Consider the following 21,618-nt stretch of genomic DNA (forward strand, 5'->3'; position numbering starts at 1 on the left):
CTATGGAGTGAGAGACACCGAACGGAGCCGGCATGGCACACGACGCACACGACAGGACGCTCGTCGCGCGCGCAGCGGCGGGAAGCGAGACCGCCTTCCGCACGCTGTACCGCGCGTACGTCCGCCCGGTCTACTGGATCGCGTACGGCATCCTGCACGACGCCGGCGATGCCGAGGATGTGACGCAGGAGGCGTTCGTCGTCGCCTGGCGCAAGCTGCCGGGCCTCGAGCTGGCAGGTGATTCGCTGCTGCCGTGGCTGGCCACGATCTGCCGCTTCCAGGCGGCCAACCGGCTGCGCCGGCGTCAGCGCGATGCCGTGCACACCACCGAGGGCGTGGACGAGCTGATCCCGGCCCTGATCGACGTCGAGCAGCAGGTGATCGCCTCCGAGCTCGCCGACAGGATCGCGGCGGAGCTCGAGGGCATGAGCGTGCTCGACCGGGAGATCTTCCGGCTGTGCGCGACCGAGGGCTGGGACTACCGCGCCGCGGCCTCCGAGCTCGGCGTCGGGCACGGTGTCGTCCGCAACCGTCTCTCCCGCGTGCGCACCCGCCTGCGCGGCGCTGTGACCGAAACGGAGCCCGCATCATGACCACCACCCCGACCGAGCTGTCTCCACTGTCCGACGAGAGCGTGGACCGCATCGAGGAGGCCGTCTTCGCGCAGATCGCCGAGGAGCGGGACGCGGAGAGGGCGCGCTCCACCGCCGCACGCCACCGCACACGCCGCCGCAAGTGGCTGACCGCGGGCGGCGTCGCGGCGGCGTTCGTGGTCGGCGTGCTGGTGACCCCCGCGATCTTGAACGCCACCGGGTCCCTCTCCTCCGGTTCTTCCGGCTCCTCCGCCTCCGCCCCGTACCACGCGCCGACCTCGGGGTCGGTGCCACTGGCCGGAGGAGCAGCCAAGGACCTCGCCCAGACTTCGGAGGGCGCGACGTCCGGTGCCGCGGGCGGCTCCGCTCCCTCCGCGAACACGCCGCGCGACATCATCCGCACCGGATCCGCCACCGTCCAGGTCGACGACGTGCGCAAGGCTGCCGATGCGCTGGCTGCTCTGGCGAAGAAGTACGGCGGCTTCGTGGAGAGCCAGCAGATCGGATCCGCGCAGGTACCGGTGACGACCGACGGCGGGATCGTCCCCCCGGCCACCGGTGACGGCTGGGTGACGCTGCGCGTACCTGCCGCGGACCTGGATGCCGTGATGGACGCGCTGCGAGCGCAGGGCACGGTGCTGGCGACCTCGGTCGGCACGAACGACGTGACCACGGCGACCACCGATCTGCGCGCCCAGATCGACTCGCTGACGGCCTCCGTCACGCGCCTGACCCAGCTGATGTCGCAGGCGACCTCGGTGGCGGATCTGCTCACCGCCGAGACCGCGCTGACCGACCGCCAGTCTCAGCTGCAATCGGCGCAGCAGCAGCTGAAGGATCTCGAGTCCCAGGTCGCGATGTCGTCCGTGCAGGTGACGCTCGTGCGCGAAGCGCCCGCGGCGGCCGACCCCGCCGGCTTCGGCGACGGTCTCGCCGCAGGCTGGAAGGGTCTCATCATCTCGCTGAACGCCCTCGTGATCGCGCTCGGGTTCCTCCTCCCCTGGCTCGCCGTCGCAGTCGTGGTGACGCTGATCGTGTGGATCGTGCTGCGGCTGCGCAGGAACGGACGCGCACGGCGCACGGCGGAGGAAGACGTCGACGCTGCTCCCGGAGACTGATCTATGCCACGCGCGATCGCGGTGGTGTTCCCGGTGCTCCTGCTCGCCGCCGCCATCGTCATCGACCTCGCCGGTCGCGGTCGGATCCGGCGCAACCCGATCACGGGCATCCGCACTCCGGCGACGATGACCAGCGATGAGGCCTGGGTCGCGGGTGATCACGCAGCGACCGGAGTCGCATGGATTGGCTTCCTCGTCTCCGCCGTGGCCGGGGCCGAAGCGTTCCTCACCTCCGGTACACCCTCGTCGACAGGCGTGGTGATCGTCATCATCGTGTTCGTCGCCACCGTGGTCATCGCGCTGGTTCGCGCGATGCGTGCGGCGGCGCGGGTCTGAGCGGAGTCGCAGAACCGTCGGCCCGCTCAGGGCGACTCGGCGCTACCTCCAGAGCCAACGGAGAGCCTCCGGGAGCAGAACACCTCCGTGGTTCGGGCTGTGCCCACCATCCCCCACCACGAGCCGAACGTCCATTCCCGCCCGCGCGAGCGCGGCGGCGGTCTCCAGGTTCTCCGCGAACCAGTTCTCGGTCTGGTTATTCCATCCGAGGTCACGATGCGCCGCATGAATCAGTGCGCGTATCGGGCGGCGCTCACCTGCAGCAAGTCGCCCCGGGTACGGATTCCCCGTCGGCATTTGAGCGAAGCTGGCGTTGAACGTCAGCACCCGTCGGATGCCGTCCGAACGTCGCCACGCAGCAGTGAACGCCCCGTTTCCTCCCGAGCTGCCGCCGCAGATCCCTCGCATCCACGGATCATCGGTGAGGGCAACCGACTCGGCGACCAGCGGAAGCACCTCGTCGAGCACGAATCCGGCGTACCGACCGTTGTCCGCGTCGTACTCGGCGTTCCGGTTCTTCGGTTCCGCTCGATCGGAGAACACACCGGGGTCGATGAAGACGCCGACCATCGGGGGCAGCGCTCCGACCGCGGCAAGATTGTCGAGCACGACGCCACCACGAACGGCCGCATGGGGGTCCAGATACCACCAGCCGTCGTTGAAGATGGTCACCGCAGCTGGCGCCGAAGTGTCGTGACCGTGCGGCGTGTGGATCCAGACTCGTCGCGTCGTCCCCGGGTATGCGGCGCTGTCCTGAACCGAGATCTCTCGTACCGTGCCAGGTCGAACCTCTTCGTGCGGTTCCGAATCGGCGCCGTACGCATACGACACGTCGTCCTGCGTCAGAGGGAGCGCGTGGAACGGAATCTCAGGCATGCACCCACCGTAGCGAGACGCCGCCTCAGGATTCCGGACGCGACATGCATCCGCGGATAGGGTGGCGCCATGAGCACTGACGCCCAGACCGAGCGCCGCGTCGTCCCCGAGGGACGGGATCTCACCCTGGATCTGACCCGCGTCGCCTGCGTCGTCCTCGTCGTGTTCGTGCACATCCTCTTCACGGGCGTCGGCCGACGGGCCGACGGCTCCCTGCTCATCGAGCGCACGGTGGAAGGGCAGTCCTGGTTCGATGCGGCGAGCTGGATCCTGAACATCATGCCGCTCTTCTTCGTCGTCGGCGGCTACGCGGCGCGGGCCGGCTGGCGCTCCGCCCGGCATCGTGGCGAGGATGCGGTCGGCTTCGTGCGGTCACGCCTCGCCCGCCTGGCCCGCCCCGCGATCCCCGTGTTCGTCTTCTTCACCGTTGCGTTCGCGACGACCCGGCTGCTCGGGATCGATCCCGCCCTGGTCGACACGATCGCCATCGGCATCGGATCCCCCCTCTGGTTCCTTGCCGCGTACCTGCTCGTGCAGGCCCTGGCTCCGTGGATGATCGGGCTCCATGCCCGTTTCGGCATGCGCGTACCCCTGATGCTCCTGGCCGGAGCCGCGGCGACCGACGCACTGCGATTCCTCGTGGCGGGCGGGCTGCTCGGCCTCGGCCATGTCCCGTCGACGGGCTACGGCGTCGGCAGCGAACTGTTCGGCATCCCCAATGTGGCGTTCGTGTGGTTGTTCGCCCAGCAGGTCGGCTTCCTCCTGTACGACGGATGGTTCGCCCGGCGCCGCTTCTGGCAGCTGCTCGGCGTCATCGCGATCGGCTATCTCGGCATCTGGGGTCTGGTCTCACTCGGCGGGTACTCCTGGAACATGCTCAGCAACCAATGGCCGCCGACGACCCCGCTCGCGATCCTCGCCGTCGTGCAGGCGGCAGCGCTCACCGTGCTGCACCGTCCGCTCACGGCTCTCACGCGCACGCGCGTCGTACAGGGTGCGGTGCTCCTGATCGGGTCACGTCTCATGACGGTGTACCTGTGGCATCTGCCGATGATCATGGTCCTGATCGGCGTGCAGCTGCTGCTGCCGGTGCCCATGCCGGCTCCGGGGAGTCCGGCATGGTGGTGGACCAGGGTGCCGTTCCTCATCATCGTGCTCGTTGCGGTGTGGCTGCTGTCGCTCTGGCTCGTGCGCTTCGAGAAGGCGCCGGCCATGGGCGCCCAGCCCTCCCTCGGCAGGACGGCGGTCGCGGTCGTGGTCTTCCTGCTGCCGATCCTCGCCATCACCGCCTACGGCCTGGATCTGCCGCTCGCCGTGTGCGCCCTGATCGGGACCGTCCTGGCGCTGATGCTGGTCGGGGCGTACCGCGCTCCGCTCACGCCCGCGGGAGCCTCGGCACCGCATCGATGAGGGCGCGCGTGTAGGAGCTCTCCGGATCGGCGAGCACCTCGGCGGTCCGCCCCGCCTCGACCACGCGTCCGCCCTGCAGCACCACGACGTCCGCGCAGAGCTCGGCGACGATCGACAGGTCGTGCGAGACCATGACGAGCGTCAGGCCGTGCTCGACCTGAAGCCGCGCCAGCAGGCGCACCACCTCGAGCCTGGTCGACAGGTCGAGCGCGCTCACGGGCTCATCCGCGAGCAGCACCCGGGGGCGTGTGATCAGCGCACGGGCGATCGCGATCCGCTGCCGCTGACCGCCGGAGAACTCATGCGGATAGCGCAGCAGCGCGTCGTCCTCGAGCTCGACGTCGCGCAGCGCCTCGGCCAGCCGGCCCCGGCCCGATGGTCGTGCCGTCCGATCCCCGTCGCTCTCTCCCTCGCCGAGCCACCGCAGCGGCTCCGCGAGGATCGAGTCGACGCGCTGACGAGGGTCCAGTGAGGCGTAGGGATCCTGATAGACCGGCTGCACCGCGCGGCGGAACGCCCGCACGGACTCCCGGGATCCACCCGCCGGCGGGGCGCCCTCGAACAGCACCGCGCCGGACGCCGGGCGGCGCAGGCCGAGCATGAGCGAGAGCAGGGTGGTCTTGCCGGATCCGGATTCGCCGACCAGCCCCAGACTGCGCCCCGCGGAGACCCCGAAGGTCACATCCTGAAGCGCCGCCGGTGCCGAACGTCGATAGTGGTGCGAGACGCCGTCGAGCGTGAACAACGCGGTCATACGCGGCCTCCCTCTCCCCCGGCACCGCTCAGACGGTCGAGTGCGGACTCGAGCGCGCGGGCAGACTCCACCAGTCGGCGGGTGTAGTCGTGTTCGGGGGCGGTCACGATGCGCCGCGCCGGCCCCTCCTCGACGGCCTCGCCGCGACGGAGCACGATCGCGCGCTCCGCGATCCCCGCGACGACCGCGAGATCGTGCGAGACGAACACGAGCGACGTCCCGTGCCCTCGCACGGCGTCGTCGAGCAGCTCGAGGACGGTCGCCTGCACGGTCACGTCGAGCGCGGTGGTCGGTTCGTCCGCGAGCAGCACGTCGGGACGGCAGGCCAGCGCCATCGCGATCGCGACGCGCTGGCGCTGTCCGCCGGAGAGCTCGAACGGGTAGCGTCTCAGCAGCCGCTCCGGATCGGGAAGACGCACCTCTGCGGCTGCGGCGAGCACTTCGGCGCGCAGCTCGGCGCCCCGCAGGCCGCGATGCCGACGCACCGGGCGGGCGATCTGGTCGCCCACCCGCATGAGCGGGTCGAGCGCCGACGACGGATCCTGGAACACGGCCGCGATCCGCGACCCGCGGATCCGCTGCAGCGCACGTTCGGGGGCGCCGATCAGTTCGGCGCCATCGAGCCGGATCGACCCGGTCGCGGTGAGTCCCGGGGGCAGCAGCCCCAGCAGGGCGAGCCCGGTGAGCGTCTTGCCGGATCCGGACTCGCCGACGAGCCCCAGCCGCTCGCCCGGGCCGAGGTCGAGATCGAGGCCGCGCACGAGCTCCGCGCCGGCGTCGGAGACGATGCGGAGTCCCCGCACCTGCACGTCCGCGCCCATCAGCTCCTCCCCCGACGAGTCGGATCGAATCGCTCGCGCAGCCCGTCCGCGACGGCGTTCGCGCCCAGCACGAGCAAGGCGATCACGATTCCAGGGATCACGGCGCCCCAGGGCGACGTGAGCACGGTGGACTGGGCCTCCTGCAGCAGGCGCCCGAGCGAGGAGTTGGGCGGCGGCACACCGAGCCCGAGATAGGACAGCGAGGCCTCGGCCATGATGGCCGCGCCGAACAGCACGGCGAGGTTCACGGCGAGAGCCGGCCAGATGTTCGGGAGCACGTGCCGGGCGAGCACGCCCAGGGTCGGCGCGCCCGATGTGCGCGCCGCGGTCACGAAGCTCTGCGACAGCACGCCCTTGACCAGGATGCGGGTGAAGCGCGAGACGATCGCGGACCCCGCGATTCCGATCGCGACGATCGCGGTGTCCAGACCCGGCCCGCGCGCGGCAACGATCAGCATCGCCAGCAGCAGCGTCGGGAACGCGATCAGCACATCCAGGAACGACGACACCGCATCGTCCACCCACCCGGGCAGCAGGGCGGCCGTCGTGCCGATGACGAAGCCGATGACCGCGGCCAGGGCGACGGATCCGATGCCGACCAGAATCGCGATGCGAGTGCCGGCGAGCACCTGGCTGAACAGGTCGCGACCGAGCCGATCGGTGCCGAGCAGATGCGCGCCGCCCGGGGGCGCGAGACGTCCGCCGGAGGTGTCGTCCAGCGCGAACGGGGTCCAGAATGCGGAGAGGATCGCCGCAGCGGCCAGGATCACGAGGATCACGACACCGACCACGAGGGTCACGTCGCGCCGACCGATCCGGGCGCTCATGCGACAGCCGCCCTGGCCGAGATGCTGCCGCGCAGTCGCGGATCGACGAGCCGCTGCACGACGTCGGCGACGAATCCGATCACGAGGACGAGCGCGGTGGTCACGACCAGCACGCCCTGGATGCTCGGGTAGTCGTGCTCGCCCACCGCCTTGACCAGCAGCGCGCCGAGTCCGGGCAGCGTGAACACCGACTCCACGACGACCGCGCCGAGGAGGGTCGAGGCGAGCTCCATGCCGAGGATCGAGATCACGGGGACGGCGGCGTTGCGCACGCCGTGCGCGACGAACGCGCCGGTGCGGCTCTCGCCCAGCGCACGGGCGGTGCGCAGGTAGTCGGAGTCGAGCACGTCGAGCGTCGCGGAGCGCACGTAGCGCGCAAGCGATGCGCTCATCACCACGACGATCGTGAGGATCGGCAGCGCGAGCGAGGTGAGCGCGGCGACCGGGTCGGCCCAGTCGTCCCGCGGGAACCCGCCGGACGGCAGCAGCCGGAGAGTCAGCGCGAACAGCCACACCGCCAGCAGCCCGACCCAGAACACCGGCACCGCGATGCCGAGCTGCGTGAACGCGCCGAGCAGAACGCCGTACCAGCGCCTCGCCCGCGTGGCCGCGACCACGCCGATCACCGCGCCCAGCAGCGTGGCGATGACGAACGAGATGAGCGCGAGCGGCAGCGTGACCGCGAGCCGTGCGGCGATGTCCGCTGCGACCGGCGCCCCCGACGTGAACGACGTGCCGAGATCACCGCGCAGCAGACCCCCGAGCCACGCGACCAGCTGCACGAGGATCGGCTTGTCGGATCCGACCTGCTCGCGCGCCGCCCGGATCTGTTCGGGCGTCGCATTCAGCGAGATCAGCGCGTTCGCCGGATCCCCCGGCAGCACCCGCAGCAGCAGGAACACCACCAGCATCCCGACGACGAACGACAGCAGCAGGAAGAACAGGCGACGCACGAGATACCGGGTCACCGCGCTGCTCTCCTCCCGGCGCGCGTGCAGGCGCGGGTCACTGGGTCTTCTCGATGCCCGCCACGAAGAACTGGGAGTTCAGACCGTGGACAGGGTATCCCTTCAGCGAGCTCGAGGCCACGACGATCTGCGGCGCGAGGAACAGCCAGTCGCTCGCGGCGTCCTCGGCGATCTGACTGTTGACCTTCTTCAGGATCGCGGTCTGCTCATCCGTCGTGCTCGCCTGCTCGGCGTCGGCGACCCACTGCACCACCTGGGGGTTGTCGTAGCCCCAGTAGAAGTCAGGGTTGCCGTACCAGACCAGGTCGCGGTCGTTGACGTGCTCCTGGAGCGTGGCGGTGAACGCCTTCTTCTGGAAGACGTTCGTGTACCACTGGTCTTCGGAGATCGTGTTGATGGTGACGGTGACGCCGACCTTCGCGAGCTCCGACTTGATGAACTCGGCGACCGCGGGGTGCGGGTCGTAGGACGGGGTGTCGAGCGTGAAGGCGAGGTTCGACTGCCCGGCCTCGGCCAGCAGCGTCTTCGCGGCGGAGGGGTCGTACGGGTTCACCTTCGTGAGGTCCTCGTACCACGGGTCGGTGGGCGGGACCATGGATCCGATCAGGGTGCCGCGACCGGCCCAGATCGAGTCGAGGAGCTTCTTGTTGTCGATCGCCTGGGTGATCGCCTTGCGCACGCGCTTGTCGTCGAACGGCGCGACCTTGTCGTTGAAGGCCAGCAGCTCCTTGACCGTGGAGGTGTTCTCGGACACGGTGTACGCCTTGTTGCCGGTGAACTGCGTGAGAGCGTCGGGGCTCTGCACCTGGGTGACGATGTCGACCGCGTTGGTCAGCAGGGCGTTGGAGAGAGCAGAGGCATCGGTGAAGTAGGTGAAGACGACCTCCTTGCTCTTCGCGGCGGTGCCCCAGTAGCCGGCGAAGCGCTTGAGCGACAGCGAGCTGTCGCGCTTGAACTTGTCGACCGCATAGGGACCGGTGCCGTCCTCGGCGGTCTTCAGGTCCTTCGCGTCGGTGTTCACGATCCACACGTAGGTGAGGTTGTACGGGAACGAGATGGACCGCGACTTCAGGTGGAACACGACGGTCTGCGGGTCGGGGGTGTCCACGCTTGCGACCACGGCCAGCTGCGACTTGCGCGCCGACTGCGAGCCGTCGGCGAGCACGCGCTCGAGGGAGGACTTCACGTCGGCGCTCGTGAGCGTCTTGCCGGAGTGGAACTTCACGCCGTCGCGGATCTTGACCGTGTACGTCAGGCCGTCGGCGCTCACCTGATAGTCCGTGGCGAGGCGCTTCTCCACCTTGCCGTCGTCGGTGAGCTGGAACAGCCCCTCGTACACGTTGCCGTTCAGCGCCTCGGTCACGCCCTGGCCGCCGGCGTCGACGTTGGAGAGGTTCCGCGGCGCGGCGAGCGAGCCGATCTGGATGGTGGCGTCGGGATCCACCTTGCCGCCGGCAGTCGAGCCGGATCCGGAGGAGCACGCCGTGGCGAGCACGGCGACGACGGTGAGGGCGGCGGCGAGGCCGGCGATCCGGGAGATCTTCATGGGTGTCCTCTGCAGGGCGCGTCGGGTGACGCGGGATCCACCCGGGGGCGGATCGGATCGGTTACGGGTCAGTGGGTGTCGGGGAGCGGGATGCGCTCCCCCGCCGTCACCGGCGTCGCGATCCGGTTCGCGAGCGGCGGCAGCGGGCAGTTGTACTGGTCGGAGAAGCCGCAGGGCGGCACGAACGCGCGGTTGAAGTCGAGCACGACCTCGCGCGGGCCCGAGGCGCGACCGGAGTCGTCCTGCACGAACAGGAAGCGGCCGGGGCCGTAGGTGCGCTGGGACGGATCCTCGCTGCGGTTGGTGGGGTCGCCGAAGACGAGCAGCAGGGTGCCGCCGTCATCGAAGGCGTCCAGGTCGTAGTCGGTGCCGTCGATCGTGACGGCGAGGTCGCCGGGCACCGGAAGCTCTCGGGTGAAGCCGTTGTCGCGCAGGTGCTCGTACGGCACCGCACGGCCGCCGTCGAGCGGGGTGAAGGTACCGGTGATGCGCCAGGCCGGGTCGTAGTCGAAGGTCTCGATGCCCTCGAACTCCCGGATGGCCGCCGACGCCGAGTCCCAGAATCGCAACCCGCGCTCGGGTTCCCCGGTGTCGAGGTGGCGCCGGGTCAGTTCGGTCACGACGACCGTGGGCGCGAGTCCCTCCGCGGCCTGGGCGGCCGTGGTCGTGTCGTCGGGCCGGAGCCACCGCGTCTCGATCAGCGCGAGATTGCCCTGCGGCGAGGTCACGGCGGCGAGCCGGTCGGCCTTCCACTGGGCGTGGGCCGCCTCGGCGGACACGTCTGGCGTCGGGTTCTCGGGCATCTCACCAGGGTAGGTCGCGGAGCTCACATCGATGCGAACGCATGTCACCGGGCGTAGCATTCCCGCGGCGCACCGCCGGGCGCGTCGTCGGAGTGGTCCGCGCAGCCCGGAAACACGAAAGCCCCCGGCGAACCGAGGGCTTTCGTGTGTTGTCTGTGACCCCAGCGGGATTCGAACCCGCGTTACCGCCGTGAGAGGGCGGCGTACTAGGCCGCTATACGATGGGGCCGTCTTTGCGATCCGTTTCCGTCTCGCGACAACCGTTCAAGTATGACATGACCCCCAGCGCCCGCCAAATCGAGCCGGGCCCGACGCGAACCCCGGGTGTGTCGCGGCCCAGCGGGATTACGCTCGAGGAATGCGCATCACCAAGCATGAGCACGCGGCGCTCCGCGTCGAGGACCACGGGCAGACCCTGCTGATCGATCCGGGGAGCTTCACGCTCCCCCTGGACGAGCTGCAGCATCTCGTCGGCATCGTGATCACCCACGAGCACCCGGATCACTGGACACCCGACCATCTGGATCGGATCCTGCGCGATGCGGCGGGAACGCCGATCTTCGCACCGGCCGGCGTCGTCCGCGCCGCCGAGGGGTACGAGATCACCGAGGTCGCGCCCGGAGACACCGTGACCGCAGGGGACTTCACACTGCGCTTCTTCGGCGGCGTGCACGCCGAGATCCACTCCTCGCTCCCGCTCATCGACAACGTCGGCGTGCTCGTGGACGACGAGCTGTACTACCCCGGCGACTCCTACGCCGTGCCGGAAGGCGTCGAGGTGGGAACCCTCGCAGCGCCGCTCGGCGCACCCTGGCTGAAGATCGGCGAGGCGATCGACTTCGTGCTCGCCGTGAAGCCGCGTCGCGCGTTCGGCACGCACGACATGACGCTCTCGGTGATCGGCGCGACCATGCACCGCGCACGCCTGAAGTGGGCCACCGAGCAGGACGGCGGAGAGTTCTTCGAACTGAACCCCGGCGACGACCTCGAGGTCTGAGGTGGCCGCCTCACGCCTCCTCCCCTCACCGACCCCCCGGATCCGCTTCCGGGAGATGGACGACGGCGACCTCGATCCGATGGCCGCGCTCCTCGGGGATCCCGAGGTCATGGCGTTCTATCCGGCCCCGAAGACGAGGAACGAGAGCGCCGAGTGGATCGCGAACCAGCGCCGGCGCTATGAGCAGGACGGCCACGGCCTCTGGATCATCGAAACCGCGGAGGGTGAGTTCCTGGGCGACTGCGGGATCACCTGGCAGGCGTACAACGGCATCGCCGTCCGCGAGGTCGGGTACCACGTGCGCGCGGACCGGCAGGGCGAGGGTTTCGCCACCGAGGCCGCACAGGCCTGCGTCGAGCTCGTGCGCAGCGAGTTCGCCCCGACCGCGCTGACCGCCATCATCCATCCGCAGAACGCCGCGTCACTGCGGGTGGCGGCCAAGCTCGGCATGACGCACATCGCCGACGACCACGCTCATCCGTGGATCGTGCGCACGGTCATGGGGATGCAGGTCGCTCCTCGGGGCTAGCCGGCGGCGACGATGCGGCGTTCCGTCGCGAGACGACAGCGACCGCGGCGGAGGACGCGACCACGGCCACGAGAGCCCCGAGCAGGATCGCGGCCCCCTCCCCGGGCAGCAGCGCCTTGGTCTCGACGCCGAGCGCCACCGCCGCGACGGGGACGCCGAGTTGCCCTGCCGACGCCACCGCCTGCGTCCAGGGCAGACCCGTGATGCGCCCTGCGAGGTGGGCGATGATCGCCGCGGCGCCGAGCACGAGTCCCAGCAGGATCATCTGCGGGTGGGATCCCAGATCTCGGAGATTGATCGAGGCGCCGAGCCAGACGAAGAACAGCGGGCCGAAGAAGCCCTCGGTCATCCCGAACAGCTGGCGAGCCAATCGACGTGGCTGCCCGACCGCGGAGAGCACGAGCCCCAGGGTGAAGCCCGCCATCATGACCGAGACGTGCGTGAACTGGGCGATGCCGGCCAGCCCGAACAGGGCGAGCAGGCTGAACCGCAGCTCGAGCGCGAACCGGCGCGACTCCGACACCTCGTGCAGGACGCGAAGCCGATGCGTGCCGATCCGGCGCAGCAGCACCACGAGCAGAACGCCCACCACAGCGATGCCGACCCCGCCGAGCGCGACGAGCGGCACTCTCTCCGGCTGCAGCACGAGCGGGAGCGCCACGATGCACGCGACATCGGCGATCGCGATCTGCGCGATCAGCTGCGGGGCGGAATCGGCCGAGATGTCGAGGGACTGCAGCATCGGCAGCACGAGGGCGGCGGACGAGGATGCGATGAGCACGGCGTAGACGGCACCGTGCGAGGTCCCGAACAGCAGCGCCGCCCCGACGCCGAGAGCCACGGCGACCGCGGCCACGATCGCGGCTCCGGCCGCCCCGCGTCCCACCGCCGCGCGCACGACGGTGTCCCGGATCGGGATGTGCGAGCCGATCACGAGCATGATCAGGCCGAACCCGAGCTGGGCGAGCAGTGTGAACGTCGGCTCCGCCGCATCCACCCACCCGAACCCGGTCGATCCGATCGCGAGTCCCGCAGCGAGCTCCCCGGCGATCACCGGGATCCGCCACGCGCGCCGCGCGGAGAGCACGGGACCGGCCAGTCCCACCAGCACTAGCAGCGCCAGCGTCGCGAACGTCATGGCCACACTCTAGATCCGCCGGTCCGGGTAGTCCGGGATCCGGAGCGCGCCCGAGCCGTGCCGCCCGCAGGGCGCGCGGCTCAGGCGACGAGGACGCCCTGCGCCTCGCGCACGCGGATCGCACGCCTCTGGTGATCGCGCTGCTCGAGCACGAGACGGCGGAGCGCGGCAGGAGCGTCCGGGTGCGCCTCGATCCAGGCATCCACGAGCTCCGTGCTCTCCGCGTCGGGGTAGAGCCCGATCACCAGGCGCCGGGCGATCTCGATCGAGCGCTCGTTCCAGGCCGCCTCGATGCGCGAGAAGTACTCGGCGTCGAAGACCTCGACGAGATCGCGGCGCCCGCCGGCGTCGAAGCCGCGGATCGTGGCGTCGAGGTGATCGTTCGTGAGCGTCAGATCGCCCCACGCGGCGCGCCAGTCGGCCGCGCGCACCGCGGCGCTCGGCGTCGAGGCCGCCGCGGCGAGGGCGGCCGTGCGCCCGCTCGCCGTGTGGTCGCGCAGCTGCTCCTCCGTGATCTCCTCCGCGCCGGCATGGCCCGTCGCGACGAGCGCGGTGAGCAGCGCCCAGCGCAGATCGGCATCCATGGGGAGCCCTTCGGGCCCGGATCCGATCAGCAGCGTGGAGACATCGAGACGCCGACCGTCGTCGAAGGCGGCAGCGGCGGCGAACGCGCGCGCCCAGATCAGCTGAGCGTCGCTGCCGGGCGCAGCTCCGCCGAGCGCCGCCCACGTCGCGTCCAGCCAGGCGCGCCGGGCGTCGGCCCGCTCGGAGTCCGGCAGATAGTGCCCGACCGCGAACGGAGCGTTCAGCACGACCCCGCCGAGCAAGGCGCTGTCGGTCTCCCGCGGCGCGTGCGCGACGACGATCTCGAGGTACGACGCGACGGCGAGCTCGCCGTCGCGCGTGGCGTTCCACAGCGCCGACCAGACCAGGCCGCGCGCGAGGGGATCCTCCAGCGAGGACAGGCCGCGCTCGACCGCGGACAGCGAACGCTCGTCGAGCCGCGCCTTCGCATAGGTGAGATCGCCGTCGTTGAGCAGCACCAGATCGGCGTCCGGGAGGGCGACCTCAGTCCGCTCCTCGGCGAGATCGACCGGGATCCGTTCGCGCAGCACGAGCGCCTCGTCCCGCAGGTCGTACAGGCCGACCTGCAGCCGATGCGGACGCGGATCCGTCTGGACGAGGACGACGTCGTCCCCGTCGCGCTCGACGCTCAGGGTGCTCATTCCGGTGGTCTGCAGCCATGCCTGCGCCCAGACCCGCATGTCGCGGCCGGACGCCTGCTCCAGCTCGATCAGCAGGTCCTCGAGCGTGGTGTTGCCGTACGCGTGCCGGGCGAAGTAGCGGCGGGCGCCCTCGAAGAACGCGTCCTCGCCGACGAACGCGACGAGCTGCTTGAGCACCGCGGCGCCCTTGGCGTAGGTGATCCCGTCGAAGTTCAGCTTCGCGGCCTCGAGGTCGGGGATGTCGGCGACGATCGGGTGCGTGCTCGGCAGTTGGTCCTGCGTGTACGCCCATGCCTTGCGCCGGTTCGCGAAGGCGACCCAGGCGTCGGTGTACTCGGTCGCGGCGACCGATGCGTGCGAGCCCATGTAGTCGGCGAACGACTCCTTGAGCCACAGGTCGTCCCACCACTGCATCGTCACGAGATCGCCGAACCACATGTGCGCCATCTCGTGCAGGATCGTGTTCGCGCGCGCCTGGCGCTGGGCGCGGGTCGCGGCTCCGCGGTACAGGTACGCCTCGGTGAAGGTGACCAGGCCGGGGTTCTCCATCGCGCCGATGTTGTACTCGGGCACGAAGATCTGGTCGTACTTCCCCCATGGATACGGGAAGGCGAACGCCTCCGCGAAGAAGTCCAGACCCTGCCGCGTGATCTCGAGGATCTCATCGGCGGCCAGGTGCTCGGCCATCGACGCGCGGCTGAGCACGGAGAGCGGCACGACGACGTCGTCACGGCGCCACTCCGATGACACGCGCGCATAGGGACCTGCCGCGATGCAGGTCAGGTAGCTGGACAGCGGCAGGGTCGGTGCGAACTCGACGGTCTGCGCCCCGTCACGGATGCTCGTCGTGACCGGCGACTGGTTCGACAGCACCTCCCAGCCCTCCGGGGCGGTCACCACGACCGCCATCGCCGCCTTCATGTCCGGCTGCTCGAAGCACGCCATGAACCGGCGCGCATCGGCCGGCTCGTCGTGCGTGTACAGGTAGACGCCCCCGTCGACCGGATCGACGAAGCGGTGCAGCCCCTCACCCGAACGGCTGTAGGCGCCGGTGGCGCGGATGACGACGGTGTTGTGCCCCGCCAGGCCACGGAGGCGCACGCGCGCACCGTCCCACTCGACGTCACGGGCCTGCCCGTTCACCACGACCTCATGCACGGCCTCACCGAGGAAGTCCACCCAGGTCTCGGCCGTCCTCGCGTCGAACTCGAGCGTCGTCGTCACGGGGAATCCCGTGTTCGCGGCGTCGACGGCGCCGGTGACGTCGAGCTCGAGGTGGATGCGGTGCAGGTCGACGGCCGCGGATCGCTCGGCCGTCTCGGTGCGGGTGAGGTTGGCGGTGCTCATGAATCCATCGTTCCATGATCCGAGCCGGTGCCGGGCGCCCGGGCGCTGTGCCAGCATGGTCGCATGACAGAGCAGACCGCTTCCCTCCCCGAGCGCAGCAGGATCGTGCAGGAGCACGTGCGGGCGGCAGGCCTCGCCTCGCAGGTGCGCGAGCTGCCCGACTCCGCGCGCACCGCCGTCGAGGCCGCAGCAGCGCTGGGCTGCGAGGTCGGCGCGATCGGATCCAGTCTGCTCTTCCTCGCCGACGGTGAGCCGCTGCTCGTGATGACGAGCGGGCGGCACCGCGTCGACGTCGGAATGCTCACCGCGGCCGTGGCTGCGGAGTCGGTCGCGATGGCCCCCGCCGCGACCGTGCGGGAGGTGACAGGACAGGCCATCGGCGGGGTCGCCCCGGTCGGCCACCCCGCCCCGGTGCGCACCCTCGTCGATGCGGCGCTGCGGGACTACGACACCGTGTGGACCGCCGGCGGAACCCCGCACACCGTGATGCCGATGACGTTCGACGAGCTCGTGGCACTCACGGGCGGCGCCGTCGTGGTCGTCGCGGAGGACTGAACGCGCTCCTTCGCGGGCTCCGTGGTGCGATCCAGGAGGCGTCCAGACTCGGTGCCTACCGTGGAAAGGGATGTCACGGAACGGTAACAGCAGGATCAGTTCTCTCGACGGACTCCGCGGCCTCGCGGCGGGGATCGTCCTCATCCACCACGCCTCGCTCATCGCGGAGCCGTGGATCGATCCCGCCGGCTGGGCGTTGCTGACGCAGTCGCCGCTCAAGCTGCTCCTGGCCGGATCCGAGGCCGTCATGGTCTTCTTCGTGCTGTCCGGCATGGTCGTCGCCCTGCCTGCGCTGCGGACGGGGTTCTCCTGGGCGCGCTACTTCCCGGCACGCCTGGTGCGGCTGTACGTGCCGGTGATCGCGGCGCTCGGCGGCGCCGCGCTGCTCGTCCAGGTGATCCCGCGCGATGCGTCCACGATGCCCGAGGACTCCTGGATGCAGGACGCGCAGGCCACCAGTGTCTCGGCCGGCGACGTGCTGTCGCAGATGACACTGCTGCGGTCGAACTTTCCGATCGACAACGTGCTGTGGTCATTGCGCTGGGAACTGTTCTTCTCGCTGCTGCTGCCGCTGTACCTCTGGGTCGCGTTGCGGGTGCGCCGCTTCACCGTGCCCGCCGCCGTGCTCGCGATCGTGCTGATGTTCGTGGGCCGTACGACGGGAGAGTCCGCGCTCGCCTACCTGCCGGTGTTCCTGCTCGGCACGCTGATCGCCGTGCGCTTCGCCGATCTGCGGGCCTGGGCCGAGCGACCGCGGGTGCGTCGGCTCCTCCCCTGGTTCGCGGTGGCCGCCTCGATCCTGCTCATCGCGAGCTGGCTGACGCGTCCGCTCACGGCGGGAACGGTCGCGGCCGACGTGCTGTGGGCGCTCGCCGGGGCCGGTGCCGCGCTGCTGGTCGTGCTCGCCCTCGTCTGGCCGGGCGCGCACCGGGTGCTCGACACCCGGCCGATGCAGTGGCTGGGCTCGGTGTCGTTCAGCCTGTACCTCGTGCACGCGCCGATCCTGGCGTCGCTCTGCTACCTGCTCGGGGCCGAGCAGTGGTGGCTCGCGTGCCTCATCGGGATGCCCGTGAGCCTCGGCGCGGCGGCGCTCTTCCACGCGCTCGTCGAAAGGCAGGCGCAGGACCTGGCCCGCCAGGTCGGCGACATCGGGGCGGCGCTGGCCGAGCGGGTGCACGTGGGCCGGATCCGCGCGGCCCGCCGGGTGGTGCTCGCCCGCGCACAGTAGCGGCCAGGTGGCACCCCGTCGACTCCGACTCGGAGCGGAAGGACTACGAGGTGGTGGGGTCCGAGATCACGTGCGGGCCTCGGCCTCGCGGCGCACGCGGCGCCGGGACACGGCGCCGTAGATCCCGCGCAGCACGGCGCGGGCGCCGAAGCGCACCGCGATCCCGGTCGCACCGAAAGCGCACGCGATCAGCACCGCCCTCGGATCGTGCAGATCCACGTCGAACACCCGGGATCCGAGCGGGGTGAGGATCACGACGAGCATCCCGCCGATCATCGCCCCGACCAGTCCGACCTTCCACGGCCGGAACGGTCGGGCCACGGTGATCAGCACGAAGAACGCCACGATCACGAGCGCCAGGAACCCCGTCGACGAGGTGAGCACGCGCTCGGAGTGGTCTGTGCCGAACACGGCGCGCGCGGTCAGGTACGCGCCGTAGGACGCGAGCGCCGCGCCGATCCCGCCGGGTACGGCCGCATCCAGCACCCGGCGCACGAAGCCGTCCTGCGCACGGGCCGTGTTCGGGGCGAGTGCGAGGAAGAACGCCGGGATCCCGATCGTGAACCAGGCGATCAGAGTGACGTGCCGGGGCAGGAACGGGAACGGCACCGCCGTGACGGCGACCAGCAGCGCCAGCAGGATCGAGTACAGCGTCTTGGTGAGGAACAGCGTCGCGACCCGCTCGATGTTGCCGATCACGCGACGCCCCTCGGCGACCACATGCGGCAGCGTGGCGAAGGAGTTGTCCAGCAGCACGATGCGCGACACCGCGCGCGCCGCGGGCGACCCGGATCCCATCGCCACGCCCACGTCGGCGTCCTTCAGAGCGAGCACGTCGTTGACCCCGTCACCGGTCATCGCCACGACGTGGCCGTCGCCCTGCAGGGAGTGCACCATCGCGCGCTTCTGCGTGGGCGTGACCCGGCCGAAGGCGGTGCGGCCCTGCACCTCCGCATCGAAGTGCGCGGACTCCGGATCCAGCGTGCGCGCGTCGACCGCGTTGCGTCCATCGGGCACCCCGGCCTCGGCAGCGATGGCGCCCACCGCCGCGGCGTTGTCACCTGAGATGACCTTGATCGCCACGTTCTGCTGGGCGAAGTAGGCGATCGCGCCGGGCGCCTCGGCGCGCAGCCGCTGGTCGAGGATCACGAGCGCGCTCGCGACGAGGCCGTCGGGAAGGCCGTCGCCATCGGCCTCGGCATCCGGCAGGGCCGATTCTGTGCGGGCGAGGGCGAGCACGCGCAGCCCCTCGGAGGCGAGCGCGTCCGAGCGGGTGCGCGTGGCGTCGCCGACGGCGAGCAGCACGTCCGGGGCGCCGAGCACCCAGCTCTCCACGGCGCCGGTGGCGACATCGGCCGTCTGCATCGCCGCCCATTTGCGTGCCGAGGAGAAGGCGATCGAGGTGTGCACCGGAAGAGCCGGCACGTCGCCCACGTGCTCGAGGATCGCGGCCATGCTGGCGTTGGGCTTGCCCTCCGCGCGCCCGATCGCGGCGAGGGCCCCCTCGATGTGGTCATCGGCCTCGCCGAGTCGTTCCACGGCGCCCACCCTCATGCCGTCCTCGGTGAGCGTCCCGGTCTTGTCGGTGCAGACCACGTCGACCCGGGCGAGCTGCTCGATCGCGGGCAGGTCCTGCACCAGGCAGTGCCGACGGCCGAGGCGGATCACGCCCACCGCCATGGCGACGCTCGTCATCAGCACGAGGCCCTCCGGCACCATGGGCACGAGCGCGGCGACGAGGCCGCGCACGGCGTTGCGCCAGTCCTCCGCGTGCCCCCAGATCTGGTTGACGATGGTGAGCACGCCCACCGGGATCAGCGCCCAGGTGACGTATTTGAGGATCTGATCGATCCCGGCGCGCAACTGCGAGGACGGCTTGCGGAACTCGGAGGCCTCCTTCGCGAGCCGCGCGGCGTATGCGTGCTCGCCGACCGCCGTCGCGCGGAAGCTCGCCGATCCCGCGGCGACGAAGCTGCCCGACTTGAGCTCGTATCCGGCGCCGGCGAGAACCGGCTCCGACTCGCCCGTGAGCAGCGACTCGTCCACCTCGAAACCCGTCGCATCGAGAACTTCGCCGTCCACGGGGATCTGATCGCCCGCCGCGACCAGCACGACGTCGTCGAGCACGAGGTGCTCCACGTCGATCTCCGAGACGCCCTCGGCGCGCTCCACGCGGGCGGGGGCCTTGCTGAGCAGCGCGAGCCGGTCCAGTGTGCGCTTGGCGCGGATCTCCTGCACCATTCCGACGACGCTGTTGACGATGATGAGCAGACCGAACAGGCCGTCGATGAAGTAGCCGGTACCCAGGATGAGCAGGAGCATCACCAGGTAGATGCCGTTCACGCGGGTGAAGGCGTTCGCCCGGAAGATCTCCCCGAAGCTGCGGCTCGTGCGCGACTCGATGAGATTGCTCTCGCCGCGTGACATCCTCTCGGCCACCTGTGCGGCGGTCAGCGGGGCACGGGTCGCCGGGACGGGGCTTCCGGGTGTCATGCGATCACCGTAACAGCGCATGCTCGGCCGGGTCGGTGGGCGCCCGGGGCCGGCCGGTAGCCGCTCCGTGGTCCGCCCGTCCTCGCCCGGCGGCCGCCCGCGGTTCAGGCGACGTGCAGAGCCGCCCCTCTGCGGCGCTCCTGGCGCAGGGCCGGCAGATAGCAGGCCGCGCCCAGGATGCTGAACGCCCCGGCGATGGCCGTCGCGGTCGCCGCGGAGGTCGCGCCGGCGAGTGCGGTGAGCACCAGCAGCCCGATGCTGTACGCGCCGCCGGAGACCATCGAGTTCAGGGAGAGCACCGTGGCGCGGGTGGACCGATCGGCCTCACGGTGCAGGAGGGCCGAGTGCATCGGCCCCGCGGCACCATGCGCGAGGTACGTCAGCCCGTAGCCGATCAGCAGGCCGACCAGGCCCGAGGAGAGTCCCATCAGCACGACGAAGGCGCCGTTCAGCATGCGGCTCAGGATCGCCGTCCAGGTCACGCCGATGATCCTGCTCAGACGGCTGGCGAGCAGGGATCCGACGGCGAAAAGCCCCCACGCGGCCGCCGACGCGGGCCCGAACACGGCGGCGGCCGCCGCCTCCCCGCCGAGCAGGCCCTCCAGCTGCACCGGTGTGAGAGTCTCGAAGGCGATCATCGCGACCGACCAGAACACCTCGACGAGCACGAGCCCCGCGAGCACCCGGGAGCTCGCCGCACGACGCAACCCGTCCACGATCGTCCGCGGGGTCTGCCGTGCGGCGTGTGCCATGGTCTGAACCAGCCGCCGCGGCGCTGCGTCCGGCTGAGGGCTGTCGCGCACCAGCACGATGACGAGGATCGTGTATCCCGCGTACAGTCCGATCGCCACGAGCAGCGGCAGCACGAGCGCGGACAGCGCGCCCAGCGGGTGCCACGCCACCAGGAGGCCGCCGAGCAGCGCTCCGCCGGCGATCGCCACGCCGAGCACCGTGCCGGCGCGCGCCAGGGGCCGCGCGACCTCGGCCTGCGGATCGTGCTCGTGCACGGCGTCGACGAACCAGGCCTCGAGCGCACCGGAGTCGAGCACGCGGAACACGCCCTGCAGCAGGAGCGACACCGCGAACAGCGCGAACGAGTCGGCGAGCAGGAACAGCACGGCGGCCACGACCGCGAGCACCCCGGAGGCGGCGAGCACCGGACGGCGGCCGAGCGTGTCGGCGAGGGCGCCGGTGGGCAGTTCCAGTGCGAGCGCCACGAATCCCTGGATGGCGAGGATGGATCCGACTTCGGCGAGCGACAGACCGCGTTCGAGCGGCAGCAGGACCGTCACCCCGAGCGTGACGCCGACCGGAAGCCAGCGCAGTGCGGAGAGCAGCAGGAGCCGACGCTGCGCCGTCGCGATCGCGGCCCCGGCCTCGACGCCCGCCACGCCGGCGCTCATGACTCCTCCGGCGGATCGAGGTCGACCGGCGTGCTCTGCACGACCACATGCACGCGCCGCGAGGCATGATCACCCTCTCCGATGCGCCGGTACTTCTCGGCGAGCGCGTCGAACTCCGTGTGGAAGTCCGCGAGCTGATCCGGGGTCACGGTGAGCAACACGTCCTCGAGGCCGAGCCGGTCGACCCACACGCCGGGCCACGAGCTCTCGGCATCGAGCCAGCGCTCGGCTCGCGCGGCGAACTGCCGCACGTAGTCGCGACGCAGCCAGCCCAACGCGGTCTGCGCGTCCTCATCGTCGGCGAAGTCCGAGTTGGTCCAGGAATGCGAGTCGGTGCTCGCACGCCAGATCCGCCGCTTGCCGACGCCGTCGCCCGTATCGGCGACGAGACCGACATCCTCCAGTGCACGGAGGTGGTAGCTCGTCGCTCCGGTGTTCGTCTTGAGCGCCGCGGCCAGCTGCGTCGCCGTCGCCGGACCGTGCACGCGCAGCTCGCCGAGGAGGCGGGATCGCAGCGGGTGGGCGAGCACGCGCACAGCCTTCTCGTCGAGGCGCATGCTGACGGGAGGTTCCGGGGTGTCCATGCCTCCAGGATCGCATGCACAGAACTTATGCACAAGTACTATGCATAACTTCCATGCACGATGAGA

20 protein-coding genes and 1 tRNA gene are annotated in these 21,618 nt (G+C 70.7%); 8 read left to right on the plus strand and 13 right to left on the minus strand.

Annotated features, from left to right (window positions below; genetic code table 11):
• The first annotated feature begins 32 nt into the window (after positions 1-32).
• The 3 genes from ACFWCK_RS09520 to ACFWCK_RS09530 are packed head-to-tail and all read left to right on the plus strand — an operon-like array spanning position 33 to position 2,047.
• Positions 33-593: an RNA polymerase sigma factor gene (locus ACFWCK_RS09520; protein WP_378805579.1), complete on the plus strand. Its 561-nt coding sequence runs from the start codon at positions 33-35 to the stop codon at positions 591-593.
• Positions 590-1,711 carry a DUF4349 domain-containing protein gene (locus ACFWCK_RS09525; protein ID WP_378805580.1) on the plus strand — a complete coding sequence of 374 codons (1,122 nt, stop codon included), beginning with the start codon at positions 590-592 and terminating at the stop codon, positions 1,709-1,711. Before ACFWCK_RS09520 ends, ACFWCK_RS09525 begins: the two co-directional genes overlap by 4 nt.
• 3 nt (positions 1,712-1,714) lie before the next feature.
• Positions 1,715-2,047, plus strand: a complete 333-nt coding sequence (locus tag ACFWCK_RS09530) for an SdpI family protein (protein ID WP_378805581.1) — start codon at positions 1,715-1,717, stop codon at positions 2,045-2,047.
• Positions 2,048-2,089: 42 nt separating this feature from the next.
• Here the strand turns inward: ACFWCK_RS09530 and ACFWCK_RS09535 are convergent, their stop codons facing one another.
• Positions 2,090-2,923 carry an alpha/beta hydrolase gene (locus ACFWCK_RS09535; protein ID WP_378805582.1) on the minus strand — a complete coding sequence of 278 codons (834 nt, stop codon included), beginning with the start codon at positions 2,921-2,923 and terminating at the stop codon, positions 2,090-2,092.
• Between the two features lie 69 nt (positions 2,924-2,992).
• Between ACFWCK_RS09535 and ACFWCK_RS09540 the strand changes: the two genes are divergently transcribed.
• Entirely contained in the window at positions 2,993-4,333 is a 1,341-nt protein-coding gene (locus tag ACFWCK_RS09540; RefSeq protein ID WP_378805584.1) for an acyltransferase, read from the plus strand.
• On the opposite strand, the gene ACFWCK_RS09545 is transcribed toward ACFWCK_RS09540, so the two are convergent.
• The 7 genes from ACFWCK_RS09545 to ACFWCK_RS09575 all read right to left on the minus strand — a co-directional run bounded on the left by ACFWCK_RS09545 (position 4,299) and on the right by ACFWCK_RS09575 (position 10,281).
• Positions 4,299-5,087 (minus strand): ABC transporter ATP-binding protein, encoded by a 789-nt coding sequence (locus tag ACFWCK_RS09545; protein ID WP_378805585.1) that lies wholly within the window; start codon positions 5,085-5,087, stop codon positions 4,299-4,301. The two genes, ACFWCK_RS09540 and ACFWCK_RS09545, sit on opposite strands and share 35 nt — an antisense overlap.
• Complete coding sequence (locus tag ACFWCK_RS09550) at positions 5,084-5,908, minus strand: ABC transporter ATP-binding protein (RefSeq protein WP_378805586.1); 825 nt, start codon at positions 5,906-5,908, stop codon at positions 5,084-5,086. The genes ACFWCK_RS09545 and ACFWCK_RS09550 overlap by 4 nt, the downstream gene beginning before the upstream one ends.
• Positions 5,908-6,735 (minus strand): ABC transporter permease, encoded by an 828-nt coding sequence (locus tag ACFWCK_RS09555; protein ID WP_378805587.1) that lies wholly within the window; start codon positions 6,733-6,735, stop codon positions 5,908-5,910. The genes ACFWCK_RS09550 and ACFWCK_RS09555 overlap by 1 nt, the downstream gene beginning before the upstream one ends.
• A complete protein-coding gene (locus ACFWCK_RS09560) occupies positions 6,732-7,703 on the minus strand; it encodes an ABC transporter permease (RefSeq protein WP_233309876.1) in 972 nt (323 codons plus the stop codon). The genes ACFWCK_RS09555 and ACFWCK_RS09560 overlap by 4 nt, the downstream gene beginning before the upstream one ends.
• Before the next feature lie 37 nt (positions 7,704-7,740).
• On the minus strand, positions 7,741-9,249 hold the full coding sequence (locus ACFWCK_RS09565; RefSeq protein ID WP_378805588.1) for an ABC transporter substrate-binding protein: 1,509 nt from the start codon (positions 9,247-9,249) through the stop codon (positions 7,741-7,743).
• Between the two features lie 68 nt (positions 9,250-9,317).
• Positions 9,318-10,052 carry a DUF1684 domain-containing protein gene (locus ACFWCK_RS09570; protein ID WP_378805589.1) on the minus strand — a complete coding sequence of 245 codons (735 nt, stop codon included), beginning with the start codon at positions 10,050-10,052 and terminating at the stop codon, positions 9,318-9,320.
• A 156-nt stretch (positions 10,053-10,208) separates the two neighbouring features.
• Positions 10,209-10,281, minus strand: a tRNA-Glu gene (locus ACFWCK_RS09575).
• A gap of 129 nt (positions 10,282-10,410) precedes the next feature.
• Between ACFWCK_RS09575 and ACFWCK_RS09580 the strand changes: the two genes are divergently transcribed.
• Positions 10,411-11,049 (plus strand): MBL fold metallo-hydrolase, encoded by a 639-nt coding sequence (locus tag ACFWCK_RS09580; RefSeq protein ID WP_378805590.1) that lies wholly within the window; start codon positions 10,411-10,413, stop codon positions 11,047-11,049.
• Position 11,050: 1 nt separating this feature from the next.
• The gene (locus ACFWCK_RS09585; RefSeq protein ID WP_378805591.1) at positions 11,051-11,578 is read left to right on the plus strand and encodes a GNAT family N-acetyltransferase; all 528 of its coding nucleotides are present in this window, start codon (positions 11,051-11,053) and stop codon (positions 11,576-11,578) included.
• Here the strand turns inward: ACFWCK_RS09585 and ACFWCK_RS09590 are convergent.
• Positions 11,547-12,716, minus strand: coding sequence for a cation:proton antiporter (locus ACFWCK_RS09590; protein ID WP_233309866.1), 1,170 nt, complete (start codon positions 12,714-12,716; stop codon positions 11,547-11,549). The two genes, ACFWCK_RS09585 and ACFWCK_RS09590, sit on opposite strands and share 32 nt — an antisense overlap.
• A gap of 80 nt (positions 12,717-12,796) precedes the next feature.
• Entirely contained in the window at positions 12,797-15,289 is a 2,493-nt protein-coding gene (gene pepN, locus ACFWCK_RS09595; protein WP_378805593.1) for an aminopeptidase N, read from the minus strand.
• 63 nt (positions 15,290-15,352) lie between these two features.
• Between pepN and ACFWCK_RS09600 the strand changes: the two genes are divergently transcribed.
• The gene (locus ACFWCK_RS09600) at positions 15,353-15,844 is read left to right on the plus strand and encodes a YbaK/EbsC family protein (protein WP_378805594.1); all 492 of its coding nucleotides are present in this window, start codon (positions 15,353-15,355) and stop codon (positions 15,842-15,844) included.
• A gap of 70 nt (positions 15,845-15,914) precedes the next feature.
• Positions 15,915-17,072: an acyltransferase family protein gene (locus tag ACFWCK_RS09605; RefSeq protein ID WP_378805595.1), complete on the plus strand. Its 1,158-nt coding sequence runs from the start codon at positions 15,915-15,917 to the stop codon at positions 17,070-17,072.
• 66 nt (positions 17,073-17,138) lie between these two features.
• On the opposite strand, the gene ACFWCK_RS09610 is transcribed toward ACFWCK_RS09605, so the two are convergent.
• The 3 genes from ACFWCK_RS09610 to ACFWCK_RS09620 form a co-directional block, all read right to left on the minus strand.
• The gene (locus tag ACFWCK_RS09610; RefSeq protein ID WP_378805596.1) at positions 17,139-19,565 is read right to left on the minus strand and encodes an HAD-IC family P-type ATPase; all 2,427 of its coding nucleotides are present in this window, start codon (positions 19,563-19,565) and stop codon (positions 17,139-17,141) included.
• 104 nt (positions 19,566-19,669) lie between these two features.
• Positions 19,670-20,968, minus strand: coding sequence for an MFS transporter (locus tag ACFWCK_RS09615; RefSeq protein WP_378805598.1), 1,299 nt, complete (start codon positions 20,966-20,968; stop codon positions 19,670-19,672).
• Complete coding sequence (locus ACFWCK_RS09620; RefSeq protein ID WP_378805599.1) at positions 20,965-21,552, minus strand: helix-turn-helix domain-containing protein; 588 nt, start codon at positions 21,550-21,552, stop codon at positions 20,965-20,967. The genes ACFWCK_RS09615 and ACFWCK_RS09620 overlap by 4 nt, the downstream gene beginning before the upstream one ends.
• Between the last annotated feature and the right edge of the window lie 66 nt (positions 21,553-21,618).

The organism is Microbacterium sp. NPDC060117 (assembly GCF_042729315.1).
In the GTDB taxonomy this organism is placed as follows: domain Bacteria; phylum Actinomycetota; class Actinomycetes; order Actinomycetales; family Microbacteriaceae; genus Microbacterium.